General features: G+C 68.8%; 20 protein-coding genes and 4 tRNA genes. 10 read left to right on the top strand and 14 right to left on the bottom strand.

What is annotated here, in order from left to right; genetic code table 11:
- The gene (locus H5399_RS02870) at positions 1–1,173 is read right to left on the bottom strand and encodes a DUF480 domain-containing protein (RefSeq protein WP_182781502.1); all 1,173 of its coding nucleotides are present in this window, start codon (positions 1,171–1,173) and stop codon (positions 1–3) included.
- An 81-nt stretch (positions 1,174–1,254) separates the two neighbouring features.
- Between H5399_RS02870 and H5399_RS02865 the strand changes: the two genes are divergently transcribed.
- Positions 1,255–2,529 (top strand): aspartate kinase, encoded by a 1,275-nt coding sequence (locus tag H5399_RS02865; protein ID WP_182781501.1) that lies wholly within the window; start codon positions 1,255–1,257, stop codon positions 2,527–2,529.
- 81 nt (positions 2,530–2,610) lie between these two features.
- Complete coding sequence (gene ngcE / locus H5399_RS02860; protein WP_182781500.1) at positions 2,611–4,002, top strand: N-acetylglucosamine/diacetylchitobiose ABC transporter substrate-binding protein; 1,392 nt, start codon at positions 2,611–2,613, stop codon at positions 4,000–4,002.
- Between the two features lie 12 nt (positions 4,003–4,014).
- Here the strand turns inward: ngcE and H5399_RS02855 are convergent, their stop codons facing one another.
- Positions 4,015–5,661, bottom strand: coding sequence for a helicase HerA-like domain-containing protein (locus H5399_RS02855; protein WP_182781499.1), 1,647 nt, complete (start codon positions 5,659–5,661; stop codon positions 4,015–4,017).
- A gap of 121 nt (positions 5,662–5,782) precedes the next feature.
- On the opposite strand from H5399_RS02855, the gene H5399_RS02850 reads away from it, so the two are divergent.
- Both H5399_RS02850 and H5399_RS02845 read left to right on the top strand, forming a co-directional pair.
- On the top strand, positions 5,783–6,076 hold the full coding sequence (locus H5399_RS02850; protein WP_182781498.1) for a type II toxin-antitoxin system VapB family antitoxin: 294 nt from the start codon (positions 5,783–5,785) through the stop codon (positions 6,074–6,076).
- Between the two features lie 34 nt (positions 6,077–6,110).
- Positions 6,111–6,662 carry a LytR C-terminal domain-containing protein gene (locus tag H5399_RS02845; protein ID WP_182781497.1) on the top strand — a complete coding sequence of 184 codons (552 nt, stop codon included), beginning with the start codon at positions 6,111–6,113 and terminating at the stop codon, positions 6,660–6,662.
- Positions 6,663–6,787: 125 nt separating this feature from the next.
- Here the strand turns inward: H5399_RS02845 and H5399_RS02840 are convergent.
- Positions 6,788–6,872 (bottom strand) — tRNA-Ser (locus tag H5399_RS02840).
- Positions 6,873–6,987: 115 nt separating this feature from the next.
- Here H5399_RS02840 and H5399_RS02835 point away from each other — a divergent pair.
- On the top strand, positions 6,988–8,163 hold the full coding sequence (locus tag H5399_RS02835) for an MFS transporter (protein ID WP_182781496.1): 1,176 nt from the start codon (positions 6,988–6,990) through the stop codon (positions 8,161–8,163).
- Positions 8,164–8,176: 13 nt separating this feature from the next.
- Here H5399_RS02835 and tadA read toward each other — a convergent pair whose 3' ends face one another.
- On the bottom strand, positions 8,177–8,608 hold the full coding sequence (tadA, locus tag H5399_RS02830; protein ID WP_182781914.1) for a tRNA adenosine(34) deaminase TadA: 432 nt from the start codon (positions 8,606–8,608) through the stop codon (positions 8,177–8,179).
- Positions 8,609–8,646: 38 nt separating this feature from the next.
- A complete protein-coding gene (locus H5399_RS02825; RefSeq protein ID WP_182781495.1) occupies positions 8,647–9,234 on the bottom strand; it encodes a tRNA adenosine deaminase-associated protein in 588 nt (195 codons plus the stop codon).
- A gap of 112 nt (positions 9,235–9,346) precedes the next feature.
- Between H5399_RS02825 and upp the strand changes: the two genes are divergently transcribed.
- Together upp and H5399_RS02815 are read left to right on the top strand one after the other, a co-directional pair.
- Positions 9,347–9,988, top strand: a complete 642-nt coding sequence (gene upp, locus H5399_RS02820; protein WP_370585671.1) for a uracil phosphoribosyltransferase — start codon at positions 9,347–9,349, stop codon at positions 9,986–9,988.
- A 123-nt stretch (positions 9,989–10,111) separates the two neighbouring features.
- Entirely contained in the window at positions 10,112–10,873 is a 762-nt protein-coding gene (locus tag H5399_RS02815) for a YwiC-like family protein (RefSeq protein ID WP_182781493.1), read from the top strand.
- Positions 10,874–11,028: 155 nt separating this feature from the next.
- On the opposite strand, the gene H5399_RS02810 is transcribed toward H5399_RS02815, so the two are convergent.
- From H5399_RS02810 to rfbA, 4 genes are all read right to left on the bottom strand, one after another.
- Positions 11,029–11,934 (bottom strand): 1,4-dihydroxy-2-naphthoyl-CoA synthase, encoded by a 906-nt coding sequence (locus H5399_RS02810; protein WP_182781492.1) that lies wholly within the window; start codon positions 11,932–11,934, stop codon positions 11,029–11,031.
- Positions 11,935–11,979: 45 nt separating this feature from the next.
- Entirely contained in the window at positions 11,980–12,714 is a 735-nt protein-coding gene (locus tag H5399_RS02805; protein WP_182781491.1) for a glycerophosphodiester phosphodiesterase, read from the bottom strand.
- A gap of 105 nt (positions 12,715–12,819) precedes the next feature.
- Positions 12,820–12,892, bottom strand: a tRNA-Arg gene (locus H5399_RS02800).
- 85 nt (positions 12,893–12,977) lie between these two features.
- Positions 12,978–13,844: a glucose-1-phosphate thymidylyltransferase RfbA gene (rfbA, locus tag H5399_RS02795; protein WP_182781490.1), complete on the bottom strand. Its 867-nt coding sequence runs from the start codon at positions 13,842–13,844 to the stop codon at positions 12,978–12,980.
- A 97-nt stretch (positions 13,845–13,941) separates the two neighbouring features.
- Between rfbA and rfbB the strand changes: the two genes are divergently transcribed.
- On the top strand, positions 13,942–14,940 hold the full coding sequence (rfbB, locus tag H5399_RS02790) for a dTDP-glucose 4,6-dehydratase (RefSeq protein ID WP_182781489.1): 999 nt from the start codon (positions 13,942–13,944) through the stop codon (positions 14,938–14,940).
- Positions 14,941–15,005: 65 nt separating this feature from the next.
- Positions 15,006–15,488, top strand: coding sequence for a methylated-DNA--[protein]-cysteine S-methyltransferase (locus H5399_RS02785; protein ID WP_182781488.1), 483 nt, complete (start codon positions 15,006–15,008; stop codon positions 15,486–15,488).
- Between the two features lie 66 nt (positions 15,489–15,554).
- On the opposite strand, the gene H5399_RS02780 is transcribed toward H5399_RS02785, so the two are convergent.
- Positions 15,555–15,648, bottom strand: a tRNA-Ser gene (locus H5399_RS02780).
- A gap of 107 nt (positions 15,649–15,755) precedes the next feature.
- Between H5399_RS02780 and H5399_RS02775 the strand changes: the two genes are divergently transcribed.
- Positions 15,756–17,441, top strand: coding sequence for an LCP family protein (locus H5399_RS02775; protein WP_182781487.1), 1,686 nt, complete (start codon positions 15,756–15,758; stop codon positions 17,439–17,441).
- A 143-nt stretch (positions 17,442–17,584) separates the two neighbouring features.
- On the opposite strand, the gene H5399_RS02770 is transcribed toward H5399_RS02775, so the two are convergent.
- The 4 genes from H5399_RS02770 to H5399_RS02755 all read right to left on the bottom strand — a co-directional run bounded on the left by H5399_RS02770 (position 17,585) and on the right by H5399_RS02755 (position 19,366).
- A complete protein-coding gene (locus H5399_RS02770; RefSeq protein WP_182781486.1) occupies positions 17,585–18,265 on the bottom strand; it encodes a nucleotidyl transferase AbiEii/AbiGii toxin family protein in 681 nt (226 codons plus the stop codon).
- Entirely contained in the window at positions 18,265–18,483 is a 219-nt protein-coding gene (locus tag H5399_RS02765) for a hypothetical protein (protein WP_182781485.1), read from the bottom strand. Before H5399_RS02765 ends, H5399_RS02770 begins: the two co-directional genes overlap by 1 nt.
- 320 nt (positions 18,484–18,803) lie before the next feature.
- Positions 18,804–19,241 carry a hypothetical protein gene (locus H5399_RS02760; RefSeq protein ID WP_182781484.1) on the bottom strand — a complete coding sequence of 146 codons (438 nt, stop codon included), beginning with the start codon at positions 19,239–19,241 and terminating at the stop codon, positions 18,804–18,806.
- A 40-nt stretch (positions 19,242–19,281) separates the two neighbouring features.
- A tRNA-Ser gene (locus tag H5399_RS02755) sits at positions 19,282–19,366 on the bottom strand.
- Between the last annotated feature and the right edge of the window lie 148 nt (positions 19,367–19,514).

Genomic DNA, 19,514 nt, shown 5'->3' with positions numbered 1-19,514 from the left:
TCAGCCACAGGCGATGAGGTAGAGGCGCTCGGTCGGCTCATCGTCGGAGACCAGGTAGGTCTCGACGTACCCGAGCCCCGCCGCCTCCACGGCCTTGCGCACCTCCCCCACGTCGTGTCGCACGAACGTGAGATTCACCGCCTGCCCGAACCACTCGTCGCGCCTGTCCAGGGTTGCGCCGGTTTCCATCGCCAGGGCGAGCACCCCGTCGGGCAGCAGCAGCTCGGCCAGCCCGCGGATGATTCCCCCGAGCTCGCTGGGCGCGAAGTGCGCCAACGAGTGCCAGGCCACGACGGCGCCCCATCCGGCGGCGGTGGTCGGGCGGAGCAGCCGGCGCATGTCGCCCACCTCGACATCGATGTTCGGGTGCCGCGCGGCGGCCTCCGCGATCATCGCCGTCGAGACGTCGATGCCCACCGGATCAGCGCCCTCCTCGGCCAGGAACGCCGTGACCGCGCCCGCCCCGCAGCCGACGTCGGCGGTGCGATGCGGGCCGGCGAGCTTGGCTATCCGGGCCAGGAACCATTCCTCGAACTCCCCCAGCGCCCGGCGGTCTTCCGCGTAGGCCGCCGCGACCGCGTCGTAGGCGGCCACGACGTCGGCGTCGCGCGCGGCCACCCCCTCCGCCAGCACCTGTTCCCGGTCAACACCGGCTGGAGCCGCGCCGACTGGCGGCTCACCGAGGAGGTGCAACCACCGGGCGTCCTGCTGTCCGGGTTTGCGTTCGAGTTGAATCACGAGGGGCTCCTCGCGCGCCGCCATCTCAGCCAGGCATGCCTCCACCGCCGCCCGATCCGCGAAGGGGCGCAGCCGCTCGGCGCGGGTCTTCAGCTCTCCTGCGGACTGCGGGCCGCGCAGCAGCAGCAGCGTGAGCAGCGCCCGTTCGTCGTCGGCGAGCTCCAGCGCCGGCACCACCGACTGCGCGTACTTGAGGGTGCGTTTGCCGTAGTCAAGCCAGGTCACCCGCACCCAGCCGCGTTCCTTCAGGGAGCGCAGCGCGTCCTGCACGGTCCGCTCGTCGTACTCGACGACGGGCTCGCGGCTGTTCTTCTGGTTGCAGGCGCTGCGGAGCGCGTTGAGGGTGAGGGGGTAGGTGTCCGGGACGGTGATCTCCTTCTCCAGGAGGCACCCGAGCACGCGCTGTTCTTCGGCGGTGAGGATCGGCAGCGTCACACGCCTGACCCTACCCTCGGACGAAGTTCCCGCCCATGCCCCGCGGCAACTATCCTGTGACGGGTTCCAGGGAGGTCTTGCATGGGTCGCATTGTCCAGAAGTTCGGTGGGTCGTCGGTGGCCGACGCCGAGTCGATCAAGCGCGTCGCGCGGCGCATCGCCCGCACCCGGGCGGACGGCCACGACGTGATCATCGTCATCTCGGCCATGGGAGATACCACCGACGAGCTGATGGATCTGGCGCTTCAGGTCTCCCCGCAGCCGAAGTCGCGGGAGCTGGACATGCTGCTCACGACGGGTGAGCGCCAGTCCGCCGCCCTGCTGGCGATGGCGCTGTCGGACCTCGGCGTGGACGCGGTGTCCTACACCGGCTCACAGGCGGGCGTGATCACCACCCCCACCCACGGCAACGCCCGCATCATCGACATCACCCCCGGCCGCGTCGAGAAGGCGCTGGAGGAGGGCAACGTGGCCATCGTCGCCGGCTTCCAGGGCGTGTCGCAGACCACCAAGGACGTCACGACGTTGGGTCGCGGCGCCTCGGACACCACGGCCGTCGCGTTGGCCGCGGCCCTCGGCGCGGACTTCTGCGAGATCTACTCCGACGTCGACGGCGTCTACACCGCGGACCCGCGGATCGTCCCGTCGGCGCGCCACATCCGCGCCATCGGGTACGAGGACATGATGGAGATGGCCGCCTCGGGCGCCAAGATCCTCCACTTGCGCTGCGTCGAGTACGCGCGCCGCGAAGGGGTGCCGGTCCACGTGCGCTCCTCCTTCTCAGACAAGCCGGGTACCTGGGTGAAGAGCCAGGACGAGATCGACAAGGACGAATCCATGGAAGAAGCCATCATCACCGGTGTCGCGCACGATCGTGGCGAGGCCAAGGTCACGGTCGCGGGTGTCCCGGACAAGATCGGCGAGGCCGCGCGCATCTTCAAGGCCATCGCGGAGCACGACATCAACATCGACATGATCGTGCAGAACGTCTCCCGTCTCTCGGACGTGCGCACCGACATCTCCTTCACGCTGCCCATGGCCGACGGGGCCCGCGCCATCGCCGCGCTCGAGAACATCAAGGACGAGGTCGGCTACGACGAGCTGCTCTACGACGACCAGATCGGCAAGGTGTCCGTGGTGGGCGTGGGGATGCGCTCCCACCCGGGCGTGTCGGCCACCTTCTTCGAGGCGCTGGCCGGAGCGGAGGTCAACCTGCAGATGATCTCCACCTCGGAAATCCGGATCTCGGTCATCGTGGGAGCCGACGAGGTGGATCGGGCCGTCCAGGCCGCCCATTCCGCCTTCGGTCTGGACGCCGACGAGGCCGCGACCGTCTACGCGGGCACCGGCCGCTGATCGGAGCCCTGCGGCGGAGGCCGCGTTCGGGGGGTGGCCGGGGCGTGGCCTAAAGTTGCCTGGGTCACCCGGAGGAAGCCCATGTCTGGTCCCAGTCGTCGCAGCGTGCTGTCGGCGCTCGCCGTCGCCGCCGTCGCGCCGCTCACGGCGTGCCCGGGCGATCCGTCACCCGGCCCCTCGTCCTCCCCCTCGGCCGCGCCTTCCTCCTCCCCCTCCCCGAGCCAACTCCCCTTCGGGCTGGTCACCCCCTCGACGGTGGAGTCGGTCATCTTCGACGGCGCGTTCGGCACCGGCTACGTCGAGTTCGCCGCCGACATCATGAAGGCCAGCTATCCCGGCGTGCGGGTGCGGGTGACGGCGGTTGAGGATGTGCGGGCCGCAGTCGAGCCGCGTCTGGCCGACGGCGCCACCCCTCCGGACCTGGTCGACAACTCTGGGGCCGCGCTGCTGCCCGTGGCCACGCTGGCGGACCGTTTCGTCGAACTCGACGACGTTGTCGAGTCCCCCTCCCTGGAGGGCGAGGTGTTGCGCGAGACCCTGTACCACGACGTCCTCGCCGCGGGCACCTTCAACGGCAGGCTCCTGGCGATCAACTACGCGCTGAGCGTGTACGGGTTGTGGCATTCGGCCTCCGAGTTCGCCGCCCAGGGCTGGGAGCTGCCGCAGACATGGGATGCCATCCTGGCGTTGGGCGACGCGGCGCGCAGGCTGGGGCGGTCGCTGTTCGTGTGGGGCGATGAGGCCGCCGACTACTACCAGGAGCTGGCCATCGCGTCGGCCGTCAAGGAGGGCGGGGACGAGGTCCGGGTGGCGTTGGACAACCTGGCCGAGGACGCGTGGGCGCACCCCGCCGTGAAGGGCGTGCTGGAGCAGCTCGAGACCTGCGTCCGCGAGGGGTTCGTCCTGCGCGGGGGCGACTACCTCACGGCTCAGGCGGCCTGGGTCCGCGAGGGCGCCGGCCTGCTGTATCCGGCCGGGGCGTGGATCGCCAGCGAAATGTCAGAGGTGGCCCCTGCCGACTTCGCAATGACGGTCGCCCCGGTGCCCACCCTCACCGCGGCCCCCACACTGCCGATCTCGGCGGTGCACGCCTCCCCGACGGAGCAGTTCCTGGTGCCGAGGGACGGGCGCAACGTCGCGGGCGCCAAGGAGTTGCTGCGGACGATGCTGTCGCGGGAGACCGCCGCCCACTTCTCCCGAACCCATCTCGTGCCGACGATCGTGCGGGAGAGCGTCCCCGCGGACCTCGAGTCCACCGCGTTGACCTCCCAGGCGCGTCTGCTGGCCGACGCCGGGGAGCACGTGTTCTCGTGGCGATTCGTCACCCACTACGGGTTGGGCCCGGAGACCAACGCCGCGTGGGCCGAGTTCCTGGGCGGCACCCTCTCCGCACAGGGCCTCGCCGAGCAGCTGCAGGCCATCTCGGACCGCGTCCGTAACGACCCGGACGTGGAGCGCTACACCGTCGAGTGACGACGGCGCCGCTCAGCTGCGCCGGCCGGTGCCGAAGATGCCGCGGATGATCTCGCGCCCTGCAGTGCGGACGAGGTCCTTGAACACGGTGGACTTGGTCACCTGCTCCACCAGCCCCGGGTTCTCCCGCTCGTAGCGGCGGCGGGCGGCCTCCTCCGCGCGGGCCTCCTTGTCGCGGCGGGCCTGCTCCGCCCGCGCCTCCCTCTCCAGGCGGGCCTGCTCCTTCTCGGCGGCCGCCAACTCCTTCTCCATCTGCTGCAGCTGCTTCGCCCGCTCAGCCTCGAGGCGCTCCGCCTCGGCAGCAGCGGCCCCCTGCGCGAGCTTGTGGGTGAGCGCCTCGTAGGCGGAGTGCCTGTCCAGCGGCGTGCCGTACTTCGCGGTCAGTGACGACAGAGCCACTCCTGCGCGGAGCTGATCCTCGGGCGTCGGCCCCATCAGCGATTCGGGGGCCCAGATGCGCGTCCAGGCCACGGGGGTGGGGGCACCCTTCTCGCTCATCACGGTGACGATGGCCTCCCCGATCCCGAGCTGCTGCAGGACCTCCTCCAGGTCGTAGCCGGAGTTGGGGTAGGTGGAGACGGTGGCGCGCAGGGCCTTGGCATCGTTGGGGGTGTGGGCGCGGAGCTGGTGCTGCACGCGGGAGCCCAGCTGGGCCAGCACGTCGTCGGGCACGTCCTTGGGGGTCTGGGTCACGAAGAAGATGCCCACACCCTTGGAGCGGATGAGCCGCACGGTCTGGGTGATGGAGTCGAGGAACGCGTCCGAGGCATCGTTGAAGAGAAGGTGCGCCTCGTCGAAGAAGAACACCAGCTTCGGCTTGTCGATGTCGCCGACCTCGGGCAGCGAGGTAAAGAGGTCCGCCAGCAGCCACATCAGGAACGTGGAGAACAATGCTGGGCGCGTCGACAGCTGGGGCAGCTCCAGCAGCGAGACCACGCCCCGCCCGTCGGGGGCCACCCGCAGAAGTTCCGCGGGGTCGAACTCGGGCTCGCCGAAGAACACGTCCGCCCCCTGATCGGAGACGGTGATCAGCGAGCGGAGAATCACGCCGACGGTCGCGGTCGAGATGCCGCCGATGCCCTTGAGCTCGGGCTTGCCCTCGTCCGAGGTGAGGTACTTGAGCAGCTCGATGAGGTCCTTGAGGTCCAACAGCGCGAGGCCGGCCTTGTCCGCGAAGTGGAACACCAGGCCGAGCGAGGACTCCTGCACCTTGTTGAGCCCCAGCACCTTGGACAGCAGGATGGGCCCGAACGACGAGATGGTCGCGCGCACGGGCACCCCCACGCCCTCGCCTCCCAGGGCGTAGAACTCGCACGGGAATGCCTTCGGCTGCCAGTCCTGGCCCTGCTTCGCGACGCGGGCCAGCAGCTTCTCCGACGGCGAGCCGGGTGAGGCCATGCCGCTGAGGTCGCCCTTGATGTCGGCGGCGAAGACGGGGACGCCGGCGTTGCTGAGCGCCTCGGCGAGCACCTGGAGGGTCACCGTCTTGCCTGTTCCGGTGGCGCCGGCCACCAGGCCGTGCCGGTTGAACATGGCCAGCGGGATGCGGATCTTCGCGTCGACGAGGGGGCTCTCGTCATTGAGGACCCCCAGTGTCGCGGCGGGGGCGTCGAAGGTGTAGCCCACGGTGATGGTCTCGATCTGTGCCTCGTTGCTCACCCCCCTACTCTGGCACAGGCCCACAGGGTCCCGCCGTCGATCTGTGGGTGGGCGGCACGTCGGCAGCGCCGAGTCAGGACACCTACATCGCTTCACTGGGGCCCCACGGTAGGGTGGCCCCGTGATCTTCAAGCGAGTTGGTGACTCCCGCCCCTACCCGGACCACGGCTTCACGCAGAAGCAGTGGATCGCGATCGCGCCGCATCAGGTCCGGCTGGACGAGCTGGTCACCACCAAGCGAACCCTGGATCTCGAAGCCCTCCTTGAGGAGGACTCGACGTTCTACGGTGATCTCTTCGCCCACGTCGTGTCCTACCAGGGCGATCTGTACCTGGAGGACGGCCTTCATCGGGCTCTGCGCGCTGCGCTGCAGCAGCGGCAGACCCTGCACGCCAGAATCCTGGAACTGAACTAGCCCCACCGGACGACCACGAAGGAAACCCTCGCCCGTGCGTATCTTCAGGCTCATCGCCACCCCCATCCTGCTGCTGGGCCTGCTCGCCCTGCTCCTCTGGGGTGCGACCTGGGGATGGAAGGCGCTGACCGAACCGTTGCCGTCGCCGTCGCCCACCCCCTGCGTGGTTGGTACGGCCGAGATGATCACCCCCGCGGACATCTCTGTCCGGGTATTCAACGGTGGGTTCACCAGTGGTTTGGCCAACCGCGTGGGCGGCCACCTCGAGCGCGCGGGCTTCAACGTGGTCAAGGTGGGCAACACGGAGGAGCGCATCGTCGGCACCGTCATCCGGGCGAACGAGCGGGAATCGGTTCAGGCCGCGGTGACGGCCGCTCAGTTCAACGACCCCCTAGTTGAATACGACGATCGCGTCGATGGCACAGTAGACGTGCTGGTGGGCACCGATTTCAAGGGCAGCACGGCGTCCCCCAGCATCACCGCTGCCCCGCCCACCGACGGTCAGGTGTGCCGGGTCCCGTCGCCGTCGCCATCGGTTCCCCTGTCGCCGTCACCGTCCCCTCCAGCACCGTCACCCACGCCTTAGCAGCTCCCCGCTGCCCGGCTCCCTGAGGGTCCGCGTCGCGAAGCGACGGCGGGGTGTCCCGAAGCGCCAGGAACGCAGGAAACCCCCAGCCTGAAGCTGGGGGTTTCTCGTCCTGACGGACTCCGCGGTGATGGAGGGATTTGAACCCCCGGTGGGTTGCCCCACTCTCGCTTTCGAGGCGAGCTCTTTCGGCCGCTCAGACACATCACCGCCGGAAAGTTTACCGAGGGTGCCTCCCTTTGACCAATCGCGCTGGTGGGGGGCCGGTGGGCGGGTGTCGTCGGCCGGTTGGTGGGCCACGAGGCGCGGCCGTATGGTTGGGCCGGTGCGTGACTTTGCGGCGTTGATGAAGGCCCCAGGGCTTGCCCTGATCCTGGTCGCCCAGCTGGCCGCACGGTTCCCCGCCGGCATGTACTCGCTGGGTGTCCTCATGCACGTGCGCGCCACCCAGGGCAGCTACACCGCGGCCGGGCTGGTCCTCGCCTCGTTCTCGGTGGGCATGGCGGTGGCAGGCCCGATCGTCTCGAGGCTGTTCAACCGGTTGGGCACCTTCCGTGTGCTCACCGCCACGCTGGTCATCTCGGTGACCGCGTTCGCTCTGCTCGCGCTCCTGACTGTGCCGCTGGGCGGCGCCATGGCCTTGGCCGCCGTCGGCGGCGCGGCGATGCCGCCGGTGATCCCAGCGGTCCGCACGTTGTACCCGAAGCTGGCTCCCAGCCACCTGCTCACGGCGCTGTTCAACCTGGACGCCGCCCTGCAGGAGGTCATCTGGATCATCGGGCCGGTGGCGATCACGCTGCTGGTGGGTGCTCTCGGGTCCGGGCCGGCGCTGCTGGTGGTGATCGTGATCCAGGTGGTGGGCGGCCTGATGTTCATCCTGACCCCCCGGGTCCGTCACCTGAAGATTCCCGCGAACCGCCGACGCTTCGGCCGCGTCCTGGCCAACCCTGCGGTGCTCCTCATGACGGTGACGTCGCTGCTGATGATCGGCGCCTTCGCCGCCATGGAGGCCGCCATCGTCGCGTCATTCGGCGACGGCTCGGTCCTGGCCGGCGGGGTGCTCGCTCTGTCAGCGTTCGGCTCCCTCCTCGGCGGACTGGCAGCCGGCAACCGCCCCATCACCCGCTGGTCGATGGCTCTCCGCATGCTCGTGGTGGTGGCCGGGTTCTCGCTGGCCACGGTGCTCAGCGGCTTCTGGGGCTTGTCGCTGGCGCTGTTCCTGGCCGGCTTCGGGATCGCGCCCGCCCTGGCGGCGGTGTCGTCGGTGATCGCCGGGAGCGTCCCGTTCTCGGACACTGCCGAGGCCTACGGATGGATCGGCACCGGGCAGCTGCTGGGCGCCTCCGTGGGGTCGGCCGCGGCCGGGATCGCCATCGACGCATCGGGAAGGCACGGCGGCATCCTGGTGGCGGCGGGGATCGCGGTCTCGGCGGTGCTGGTGGCCGTAGCGTTCCGGGGCGTGCAGCCGGATCTGCGGGGCGGCATCGTCGCGCTGGACTAGCGGTCCTTGGTCGTTAGCGCCGCTCCCCGAAGAAGGATTCCAGGACGGCGCCGCACTCGTCGGCGAGGACGCCGGAGGTGACCGTGGGGCGGTGGTTGAGGCGCGGGTCGCGCACAACGTCCCACAGCGAGGAGACGGCGCCTGCCTTCTCGTCGAACGCGCCGAACACGAGGTGGGCGATCCGGCTCGAGACGATGGCCCCTGCGCACATCGTGCACGGCTCGAGTGTGACCACCAGGGTGCAGTCGGTGAGGCGCCATTGACCGAGCGCCTCGGCCGCCCGACGGATGGCCACCACCTCGGCGTGGGCGGTGGGGTCGCCCGTGAGTTCGCGCTCGTTGCCGGCGCGTGCGACCGTTCTACCTGCCGCGTCCAGAACCACGGCGCCGATCGGCACGTCTCCATGCCGCTGCGCAGCCTCCGCCTCCTCAAGCGCGAGGCGCATCGCCTCGTGCCAGCGCGTGCCCAAGCTAGTGGCCGGCTCTAGTCGTCGAAGGCCTCGACGGCGCCCTCGAACTCCGCCGCGACCTTCAACTTCGCCGCGATCCTGCCGAGCAGGACGTCGGAGTCCTCGTCGTAGTCCGTGGCGATGGCTTCGAGCTCCATCGCCCGGAGGCCGCTTGCCGCGTACATGGAGAGGTCGCCGAGGGGGGCCGGATCGTCGTCCTCGTCTGGCATCTCTTCGCCGAGATAGTCCACGACGTCGCGCGCGATCGGCCAGTCGTTGGCCGCCGTCACGTCCGAGAGCAGCACCTCGACGGTGCGTCCCCGCACGCGGCAGATCACGAAGAATTCGCCCGCGACGGAGACCCAGCCGTCGGCGCCCGAGTCACCGGGCAGGCGGCCGAGCTGGGTGATGAGTTCGTCAAGGTCGTTGGCGAGGTCCACGTCCATGGGCACCGCGACCGCGCGGCCGTCCTCACGGTAGAGGGCCACCACCAGGTCCACGTCGTCCTCGGTGGCGTCTTCGAGGTCGTCGAAGTCCTCGTCCGAGTCCTCCGAGTCTGCGGAGTCTTCGCTGTCCACGTCGTTGAGGTCGAATGGCTCGGCGTCCTCTTCAAATACGTCCACGGCTCACTCCTTTCGTCGCATGCGCACCCCATCCTTGCATGACTGCCCCCGGGAAACATCCCCAGGTGCCCAACCACTGCACGTCCGGGCCGGATGTGGAAAGGTAAGCGGCGTGGAACTCTGCGTCGTCACCCATCCCCTTGTCGATCACAAGCTGACCCTGCTGCGGAACAAGAACACGGAGCAGCCCGTGTTCCGCAGGCTGGTGGAGGAGTTGGTGACGCTGCTGGCCTACGAGGCCACGCGTGGGGTGCGGATCACGGAGACCCACATCGAGACGCCGGTCACCGCCACCACAGGGGTGAAGTTGGCGCAGCCCGCACCGCTGGTGGTGCCCATCCTGCGCGCGGGGCTGGGGATGCTGGACGGCATGCTGCGGCTCATGCCCACCGCAGAAGTGGGGTTCCTCGGGATGATCCGCGACGAGGTGACCCTGCAGCCGGTGACCTACGCCGAGCGTCTCCCCAATGACCTGTCGGGCCGGCAGTGCTACGTGCTGGACCCCATGCTCGCCACCGGCGGCTCGCTCGGTGGGGCGGTCCAGTATCTGGTGGATCGCGGCGCGGACGACATCACCTGCATCTGTCTCCTCGCGGCGCCTGAGGGGATCGAGAAGCTGAACCGTCTGCTGGCGGACCTGGACGTCCCGTGCACCCTGGTGGTGGCCGCCGTCGACGAGCGGCTCAACGAGCACGGCTACATCGTGCCCGGCCTGGGCGACGCGGGCGATCGTCTCTACGGCCTGGCCAACTGATCTGCAGGACGCTGTCCCTGGCGCGGTTTCAGCGGATATCCGCACATGCTGCGCTCTTGCGTAGCTAGTTGCAGTGCCGGGGGCGCTGCCAGCGGCCGGGATCGGGTGGGCTAGCGTAGCCGGATGGCTGGTCGGACGCCGGGCTGGGTGCCCAAGCAACACGGGGCTTGGGCCATGCTCGTCGTTCCATATCTCGCGGGCCTGGTGATGGCGCGGGACGCACGCCCCCTCGACGCGGGCGACGCGATGCTCGGCCTCACCTGGTTGGCCGCGTACTTCGCCTACAACGCCGCCACCCTCCTCCTCCGCGCCCCCGCCAAGCGTCGTGGCCGCTACCTGCCTGCTCTCGCCGCCTACGGCGCGGCCACGGCCGTCCTGGGGTTGGCGACGGTGGCCCTCAAGGGGTGGGGGCTACTGGTGTGGGCTCCTGTGTACGCCCTGCTGGTGGGTGCAGGGCTGTGGCTGGCGTGGAAGCGGCGCGACCGCTCCCTGGCCTCCGGTGTCCTCATGGTGATCGCGTCCTGCGGGCTGATGGCGGTGCTGCAGCCGTGGGGCGCCGACGACCCGACGAGGTGGCGGGACGTGGCCATCATGCTGCTGGTCACCTCCTACTTCGTGGGCACCGTGCTGCACGTCAAGGCTCTGATCCGCGAGCGCAACGAGCCCTCCGCGGCCCAACGCTCTCAGGCGTACCACTCAGCCGTCGCGCTGGTGGCCTTCGCGGCGTGGGGTGCCGGCTGGTTGGGGTGGTGGTGGCTGCCGTGGGCGCTGGCGCTGGTGGCGAGGTCGTTCTGGATGCCTCGGGCCCCGCGGCGCCCGGCACAGATCGGGGTAGTGGAGATCCTGCTGTCGGCCTGGGCGTTAGCCCTCACCCTCCTCGGCTGACCTCAACCCGCGGTTCTCAGAACTACCCCACCCACTTGGTCCGCTTGAGCCGATGGATGGGTTCGCGGCCGCTGCCCCGCGGCGGCTGAGCGCCGGAGCGGTCGCGACTCCATCCATCGGCTCAACTCACACCGGTCAGTTGGCGGCGCCGCCGCTCAGTAGTAGTAGGGGAACTTGGACCAGTCCGGAGCCCGCTTCTCCAGGAACGAGTCACGGCCCTCCACCGCCTCGTCGGTCATGTACGCCAAGCGCGTGGTCTCCCCGGCGAACACCTGCTGTCCGATCAGCCCGTCGTCGATGGCGTTGAAGGCGAACTTCAGCATCCGTTGGGCCGTCGGCGACTTTCCACAGATCTTCGCTGCCCACTCCAGGCCCAGGTCCTCCAGTTCGGCGTGCGGCACCACGCGATTGACCATGCCCATGCGGTGCGCGTCCTCGGCGTCGTGGACGTCGCCGAGGAAGAAGATCTCGCGGGCGAACTTCTGTCCCACCTGCCGTGCCAGGTACGCCGAGCCGAAACCGGCGTCGAAGGAGCCGACGTCGGCGTCGGTCTGCTTGAACCGCGCGTGCTCCCGTGACGCGAGCGTCAGGTCCGCGACGACGTGCAGCGAGTGCCCCCCGCCTGCCGCCCACCCGTTGACCAGGGCGATGACCACCTTGGGCATGAAGCGGATGAGGCGCTGCACCTCGAGGATGTGGAGGCGTCCCAGCTTGGCTGCATCGACGGTGTCGGCACCCTCGCCTTCGGCGTACTGGTATCCGGCGCGGCCGCGGATCCGCTGATCGCCGCCGGAACAGAACGCCCAGCCGCCGTCCTTCTCCGAGGGCCCGTTGCCGGTGAGCAGCACGCAGCCGACGTCCGATGACATCCGCGCGTGGTCCAGCGCCCGGTACAGCTCGTCGACGGTGTGCGGCCGGAAGGCGTTGCGCACCTCCGGGCGGTCGAAGGCGATCCGCACCGCCGGGACGTCCTTGGCGCGGTGGTAGGTGATGTCGGTGAAGTCGAATCCGTCCACCGCGTCCCAGAGTTCGGGGCGGAACGGGTTGCCGGGGGCGCTCATGGGGCGAGCCTAGTGGCCGTCCGCTGGCCGTCGCGACCCATCGGGCTAGCGGCCTGGGGCGCGCAATACCTCGGCAAGCCGGTCCGGGAGGTTGGTGATCAGCGCATCGACGCCCAGGCCGGCGAGCCAGAGGGCATCGTCGTCCTTGTTGACCGTCCACGCGTGCACCTCTATGCCCGCCTCGTGGCAGAGCCAGACGAAGTTGGGCTGCTGCAGGGCCAGGTAGTGGGGGTGCAGGGCACCGGCACCGAACCACTTCGCGTACTTCCAGGGGTCGTAGATGCCGTCCGAGTACAGCAGGCCGATCTGCTCGCGGGCCACCCGGCCGCGCAGGTTCGCCAGCGAGAAGTGGTTGAACGACGAGTACAGCACCTGGTCTGCCATGCCCGCGTCCCGCACGATGCTCAGCACGTCGTCCTCGAGGCCGGGATACAGCACGACGGTGTTCTTCAACTCGATGTTGACGCGAACGTCGGTGCCCCGGAACAGGTCAAGCACGTCGCGCAGGGTGGGGATCTTGACGTTGCGGCGCCCGGCGAAGCCGTTGGAGAAGTCGCAGTGGCGCAGCTCCTCTAAGGTCTGATCCACGACGCGGCCGAAGCCGTTGGAGGTGCGGTTGATCGTCTCGTCGTGGATGGCAACGACGTGCCCATCCGCGGTGCGCTGCACGTCGAGCTCCACGCCGTCGGCCCCCATCTGGAGCGCCAGCTGGAACGCGGGCAAGGTGTTCTCCGGCGCATACGCGCTCGCGCCCCGGTGGGCCCAGACTTCGGTTGTCACTGGGACATCCTTCCAACTCGGCGCTGTCCGCGCCATCTACCAACGCGGCCTGGCTAGGCCGGGAAGGAGAAAAGGCGCCGGGGAAACCCCGACGCCTATCCCCAGCGCGCTCGGAGGGACTCGAACCCCCAACCTTCTGATCCGTAGTCAGATGCTCTATCCGTTGAGCCACGAGCGCTGGCCGAGTGGTAACTATACGTGGCATCGATGTGAACGGCAAAACGCGGGTCCAGAGGCTCAAGACGGCGGCGCCTTGCCGATTGTCAGCGTCCCAGCAGGTTGCGTAGATAGGTGCCGTAGCCGGACTTCTCGTAACGGGCGGCGCGCTCGGCCAACTCGTCGTCGGTGAGGAATCCCCGCCGCCAGGCGGCCTCCTCCGGGCATCCCACCTGCAGGCCTTGGCGGGCCTGGAGGGTGCGCACGAAGTTGCTCGCGTCGTTGAGCGAATCGAAGGTGCCGGTGTCCAACCATGCTGTGCCGCGGGGCAGCAGGTCCACATGAAGACGGCCCTGCTCCATGTAGGTCCGGTTGACGTCGGTGATCTCGAACTCGCCGCGCGGCGAGGGCCGGAGGTTGGTCGCGATGTCGACCACCTGCTCGTCGTAGAAGTACAGACCAGGCACCGCCCAATGGGACTTCGGGTGGGCCGGCTTCTCCTCGATGGACAGGGCCAGCCCGTTGCCGTCGACCTCCACCACGCCGTAGGCGGTGGGGTCCGCCACCTGATAGCCGAACACCAGGGCGCCGTCGATGGACTCCGTGCGCCGTTGCAGGCGCGTCCCCAGTCCGGGTCCGGAGAAGATGTTGTCACCCAGGATCAGGCAGGAAGGTCCGCCATCGACGAAGTCCGCTCCGATCGTGAACGCCTGCGCCAACCCTTTGGGCTCGGGCTGGACTGCGAAGGTGAAGTGGACGCCGAACTGCTCGCCGTCTCCGAGGAGATGATGAAATGCGGGCGCCTCGTGGGGCGTGGTGATGATCAGGATGTCGCGGATCCCGGCGAAAATCAGCGTCGCCAGCGGGTAGTAGATCATCGGCTTGTCATAGACCGGCATCAACTGCTTGCTGGTCCCCAGTGTGATCGGATGAAGCCTGGAGCCGGTCCCGCCGGCAAGAATGATCCCCCGCATGACCCAACCTTGGCATAGACGCGCATCCGACGGACCCAGATGCCCGCCCCCGGGCTGACGGCTGGCCGGGACCCTCAGCCCGGTAGGCTCACTGGCTGTGAGGACGATTCTGGTCACCGGTGGAGCCGGGTTCATCGGCAGCAACTTCGCGCACTGGCTGGTGGACAACACGGACGTGTCGGTCACGGTCCTGGACGCGCTGACCTATGCGGGCAACACCGCCAACCTGGCCGGCCTGGACCCGGACCGGGTTCGCTTCGTGCACGGGTCCATCCTCGATGCGCCGCTCCTCGGCACGCTGGTGGCCGACCACGACACGGTGGTCCACTTCGCCGCCGAATCGCACAACGACAACTCCCTCGAAGGCCCCGGGATCTTCGTCGAGACCAACATCCTCGGCACCTTCCACGTCCTCCAGGCCGTGCGGCAGCACGGCAAGCGCCTGCACCACATCTCCACCGACGAGGTCTACGGCGACCTCCAACTCGACGACCCCGCCAAGTTCACCCCCAGCACGCCCTACAACCCGTCCAGCCCCTACTCCGCGTCCAAGGCCGCCAGCGACCACCTCGTCCGCGCCTGGGTCCGATCATTCGGGGTCAACGCCACCCTCAGCAACTGCTCCAACAACTACGGCCCCCGCCAACACATCGAGAAGTTCATCCCGCGCCAGATCACCAACGTCATCGACGGCATCCGCCCCAAGCTCTACGGCGCAGGAGCGAACGTGCGCGACTGGATCCACGTCGACGACCACAACTCCGCCGTCTGGCGGATCCTGACGCACGGCCGCATCGGCGAGACCTACCTCATCGGAGCCGACGGCGAGCAGGACAACAAGACGGTCATCGAGCTCATCCTCGAACTGATGGACCAACCGGCAGATGCCTACGACCACGTCACCGACCGCGCCGGACACGACCTCCGCTACGCCATCGACGCCACCCTGCTCCGCGAGGAACTCGGCTGGACGCCCCACTACACCGACTTCCGCCTAGGCCTGCAGGCCACCATCGACTGGTACCGCACCAACGAGGACTGGTGGCGCCCCCTCAAGGCCGCCACCGAGGCCAGGTACGCCGCCAAGGGCCAGTGATCCTCGGGGCCCGTCGAACGCCTCGGCGGTCGTATCCTGGCACCACAGCGGAAGGTGTGCGCGACATGACCCACAGCGTGATGGACTCCCCCATCGGCCCCCTGACCCTCGTCGTCAGCGACGGAGCCCTCGTGGCAGTTCTGATGGACGGACACAAGAGCCCTCCGGTGCCCGAGTCCGCGTGGGGCGACCGCGTCGACGACGCGCTCCCGGACGCCACCCGCCAACTCACTGAGTACTTCGCCGGGGAACGCACCTCGTTCGATCTTCCCCTGGCCCCGTCGGGCACCGACTTCCAGAAAAAGGTGTGGGCGGCGCTCGCCGCGATCCCCTACGGACAGACGCGCAGCTACGGACAGCTGGCCGTCGCCGTCGGCCGCCCCGGCGCCTCACGGGCCGTGGGGTTGGCGAACGGACGCAACCCGATCAGCATCGTGGTGCCCTGCCACCGCGTGGTGGGGTCCGACGGCAAGCTCACCGGCTACTCCGGTGGCCCGGAACGCAAGCAGTTCCTCCTCGATCTGGAACGCAGCCACCCCGCCTCGTAGCAGCGCGGTTACCTGCGGCAACGACGAAGCCCCCAGGAGTATGACTCCCAGGGGCCTGATCACAACTGGCGGAGGCGGCGGGATTTGAACCCGCGATGGGGTTGAAGCCCCAAACCCGCTTAGCAGGCGGGCGCCATAGACCGGACTAGGCGACACCTCCAGTGCCGTCACAGCCTAGCCGAGCGCTCGGCGCAGCGGCAAACACCCACCCGCACCGCCGCAGAGCCCTGACCGGCCCGGGGTTAGACTTGCCGCAGGAGGAGCCTGATGAGCGAAGACCGCCCGGCGCGACGCGCCGCGCCAGACGATGACGGTGCCGCCCTCCCGTCATCGGGCGCCACGCCGTCGCGCCGATACGGCGACGAACTCCCCTTCCCAGCCAACGTCCGGCGACGGATGGCCACCGATGGGGGCACCAAGCAGTCCCTGAGGAAGTCGCTAGGGCTCACGGTCATCTCGGCCCTCGTCCCAGGCCTCGGCCTTCTTGGCGCCACACGGCCGGCCCTGCGCGCACTGGGCCTCCTGACCGGGCTGGCCGCGATCGTCGGCGTGGTCTCCCTGGCCTACTACGCCGCGACGAACACCACCCGGCTGGCCATGCTGGCGGTGAGCACTCAGTTCCTCGCCATCGCGAGCGTGGCTCTGATCGCCCTCGGGCTCGTCTGGGTCACTCTCATCACCGTCACGCAACTCTCCACCCGCCCCCGCCGGCTGGGCAGCGGCAAGCGCGCCATCGGGGCGATCCTCGTGACCGTGCTGGCCTTCGGCGTCACCGCACCCAGCGCCATCGGCGCCCGCTACGCGCGCGACCAGGCCCTGCTTCTGGACAACGTGTTCACCACTGGCGAGGACGAGGTGACGTCCTCCTCGCGACCCACGCTCACCGCGGAGGCGCACGAGGACCCGTGGGCCGACATCCCTCGCATCAACATCCTTCTGCTCGGCGCGGACGGCAGCGATTCCCGCGCTGATCAGGTGGAGGAGTTCAGCGTCCGCACCGACACCATCATGCTGGCCTCGATCGACACCGAGTCCGGCGCGACGACCATCATTCAGATCCCGCGTAACCTGCAGTTCACGCCCTTCCCCGAGGGCAGCGAGATGGACGAGGCGTTCCCGAACGGGTTCCGCGGGGAGCCCGCCGGGGACTGGTACATCAACAGCATCTGGGCGCACACAGAGCTCGGCTTCCCGGACCTGTTCGCCGGCTCCACCTACCGCGGCGCGGAGGCCCTCAAGCAGGGGGTGGAGGGGATCACCGGTCTCAAGGTGGACTACTTCGCGATGCTCAACATCGATGGGGTGCAGCAGCTCATCGACGCGATGGGCGGGGTGACGGTCAACATCAACCAGCGCCTGGCCATCGGCGGCAACAGCGAGGGGAAGCGGCCCTCCGGCTACCTCGAGCCAGGCCCGGACCAGCATCTGACCGGCTACAACGCCATGTGGTACGCCCGCAGCCGCCTGGACTACTCCGACTACGACAGGATGGCGCGCCAATCCTGCCTGGTCAGCGCGATTATCCGGCAGGCCAACCCGGCCACGATGCTGACGCGCTACGAGGCGATCGCCGCGGCATCGTCGCAGATGATCGTCACCGACATTCCGCAGCGGGACCTGCCGGCAATCGTCGAGCTCGCGCTGCGGGTCAAGGATGCTCCGGTGACGCGCCTCGTGTACTCGCCCGGCAAGAACGGGTACTCCTACGAGTACCCGGACTTCGAGGCGATGCGCGCCGCCGCTGAGGAGGCCATCGCCTCCACCGTCGCGTCCCCCAGCCCCACCGCCGTTCCGTCGGTTACCGCCGTCGCATCGCCCACCGGTTCCGCCGCCGCTTCGGCGTCACCGTCGGCCAGCTCCGCTTCACCCACCCCCACCGGCGACCTGACCGACGGCGCGCAGAACGTCACGGACGCGTGCGCATGGCACGGCGGGGAGGATGAGGAGGGCTAGGTCCGGCTTAGCCCAGGCTTAATCCTGGCCTACTGTGCTTAGTGCGTTTGATGCAGTGCAGGGGTCGAGGGTCCTCGGTACGGCTGACGGAGGGCCGTTGATGGTCGCCTCCGAGGGTTCTTGGCGACTGGTTCGACACGTTCCTACGCGTCTGGGCTGACGGTCGGTTCGGGACTGTGTCCCGTGAGGCCCTGCCCCCAAGCCAGGAGGCGACGCTTGATCGCGTCCAGGTCTGTGGAGCTGATGCCGTACTCCGCGATGTCGTCGGGAACCAGCGATTCGACAGCGCGGAGTCGCGTGGCGAACAGGGTCACGTCGAATCCCGGGTCATGCTGGGCGGCTAGAGACAGGAGATGATCCTCGGCGAAGCGGCCGGATTCTCGGATCGCATCGACATCGAGGTAGTCGCGTGGCTCGCCTCGGCTGTACAGCGCGCCCACCTTGTTCGCGACTGCGTCCTCGATCGCCAAGACCGGTCCAACTTCCAGCCGGATCGGGTCGTGGGCACGCCAGTCAAGCCCCAGATCCACCTCGAAGACGTAACCCTCACGTGTGGTGAGCAGCAAGCGAGCGAAATGGCTGCTCAGCCGGCCCACTTCGCAGGTGTAGCGGTGGGCTGTCAGCGTCGCTATCGCCGTGTCGATGGCATCGCTGAACCCAGCCGCTGCCCGGGCCGGCGCGAACAGGTCGATATCGTTGGTCGGCCGATCGATCAGCCCGTGCTCGCGGATAGCACCCGAGCCTGCGAGAGCGAATCCTGCCGGACCGATCGCAGCCAGAATGATGCGAGCGGCTTGCCGCTGGTGCTCTTCACCGGTCGGCATCAGGTCGACGCCGCCCGACGCAACTCGGGGAACCGGGACTCCCACAGGGCAAGGCATCGAGGAGGCAGCGCGAGGTCAGGCCACACCTCGACCAGCCGGGCTGCGTTGAGCATGGCCTCCTGAAGGTCAGTGGTTCCTTCCCGCACCAGGTTGCGGTACGCCTTGTGGAGGCCGCTTCGCGTGTCCAGGTCGGCAGTCGAATCAGGGCCCCAGTGCACCGTACGAGGCAAGATAAGCACCCCAGTGGCGGGGCCTCGCAAGGCATCCAGCGATCGCGGAGTCTCGAAAGGAAAGAGGTCCTGGTAGAGCACGCGCGCTTCCATGGCTGCAACTCCTTCCCGTTCGGGTCTAGTCCCATTCAGCGTAGCGGGCGACACCGACACTGCCCAGAGGCCTCCTTCACCCGACTCATCCCGGCCACCGTCATCCTGGTGACCGGTGGCCGTGAGCGGCGCGGATCACTCGTTAGGCGCTAAAGGCCATCCAGGCGCATCTAGAGGTGGGGGCTAGGTCTAGGTCGGGCTAGGTCTAGCCCGGTCTAGCCCTTCGCGGCCTTGAGGCGGGCGCGGACCTCGGCCAGCACTTCGTCGATCTGGGCGCGATCCCCTCCCGGGAATAGCAGGTGGGTGCGGCGGACGGCGCCGTGGTAGATCGTCACGTGCGAGCCCTCCTGTGACTGCGTCACCTTGCTCACGTCTGCCCACTGTCCCGCGTGATCGACGCCTGGGCCGAGGAGCCGGTAGCCCTCGTCGGTCAAGGTGAACCGGACAGCCAGCCTGTTGAGCGACACGAACGCCCCGATCATCAGGGCGGTTCCGGCGACAAGCAGGAGTGCCGCCACCACCACAAACGCCACATGCCACCCCTGGCTCAGCGCCGCCACCAGCAGGAGGGCGCCGGCAAGGTCCGCCACCGCGGCGGTGACGAAGGCGCGCACGGGTGGCTGCGGCTTGATGACGTGGGTGCTCTCGGGCATGGACCCAGACTACTCAGAGTGGGCTCCGGGCCCCGGGAAGCGGCGAGGGTGGGATTCGAACCCACGGAGAGTTACCCCTCGGCCGCTTTCAAGGCGGCTGCACTAGTCCACTATGCGACCTCGCCAGTGCCCGACCATGTTAGCGCCTCGACGCCGGCGGGTAGGGTGCGGTATCCGAGCTGGAGAGGAGTGGGATGCCGCCGAAGTCACCACTGCCGCCCCGCCACGGATTGCAGGCCGCCTGGGTGCGCACCCCGGACCGAGACCCCTCCG

The organism is Tessaracoccus sp. MC1627, from assembly GCF_014164725.1.
GTDB lineage: Bacteria > Actinomycetota > Actinomycetes > Propionibacteriales > Propionibacteriaceae > Arachnia.
The sequence above is the reverse complement of the archived record's forward strand: the minus strand, read 5'-3'. Positions and strand labels throughout refer to the sequence as shown.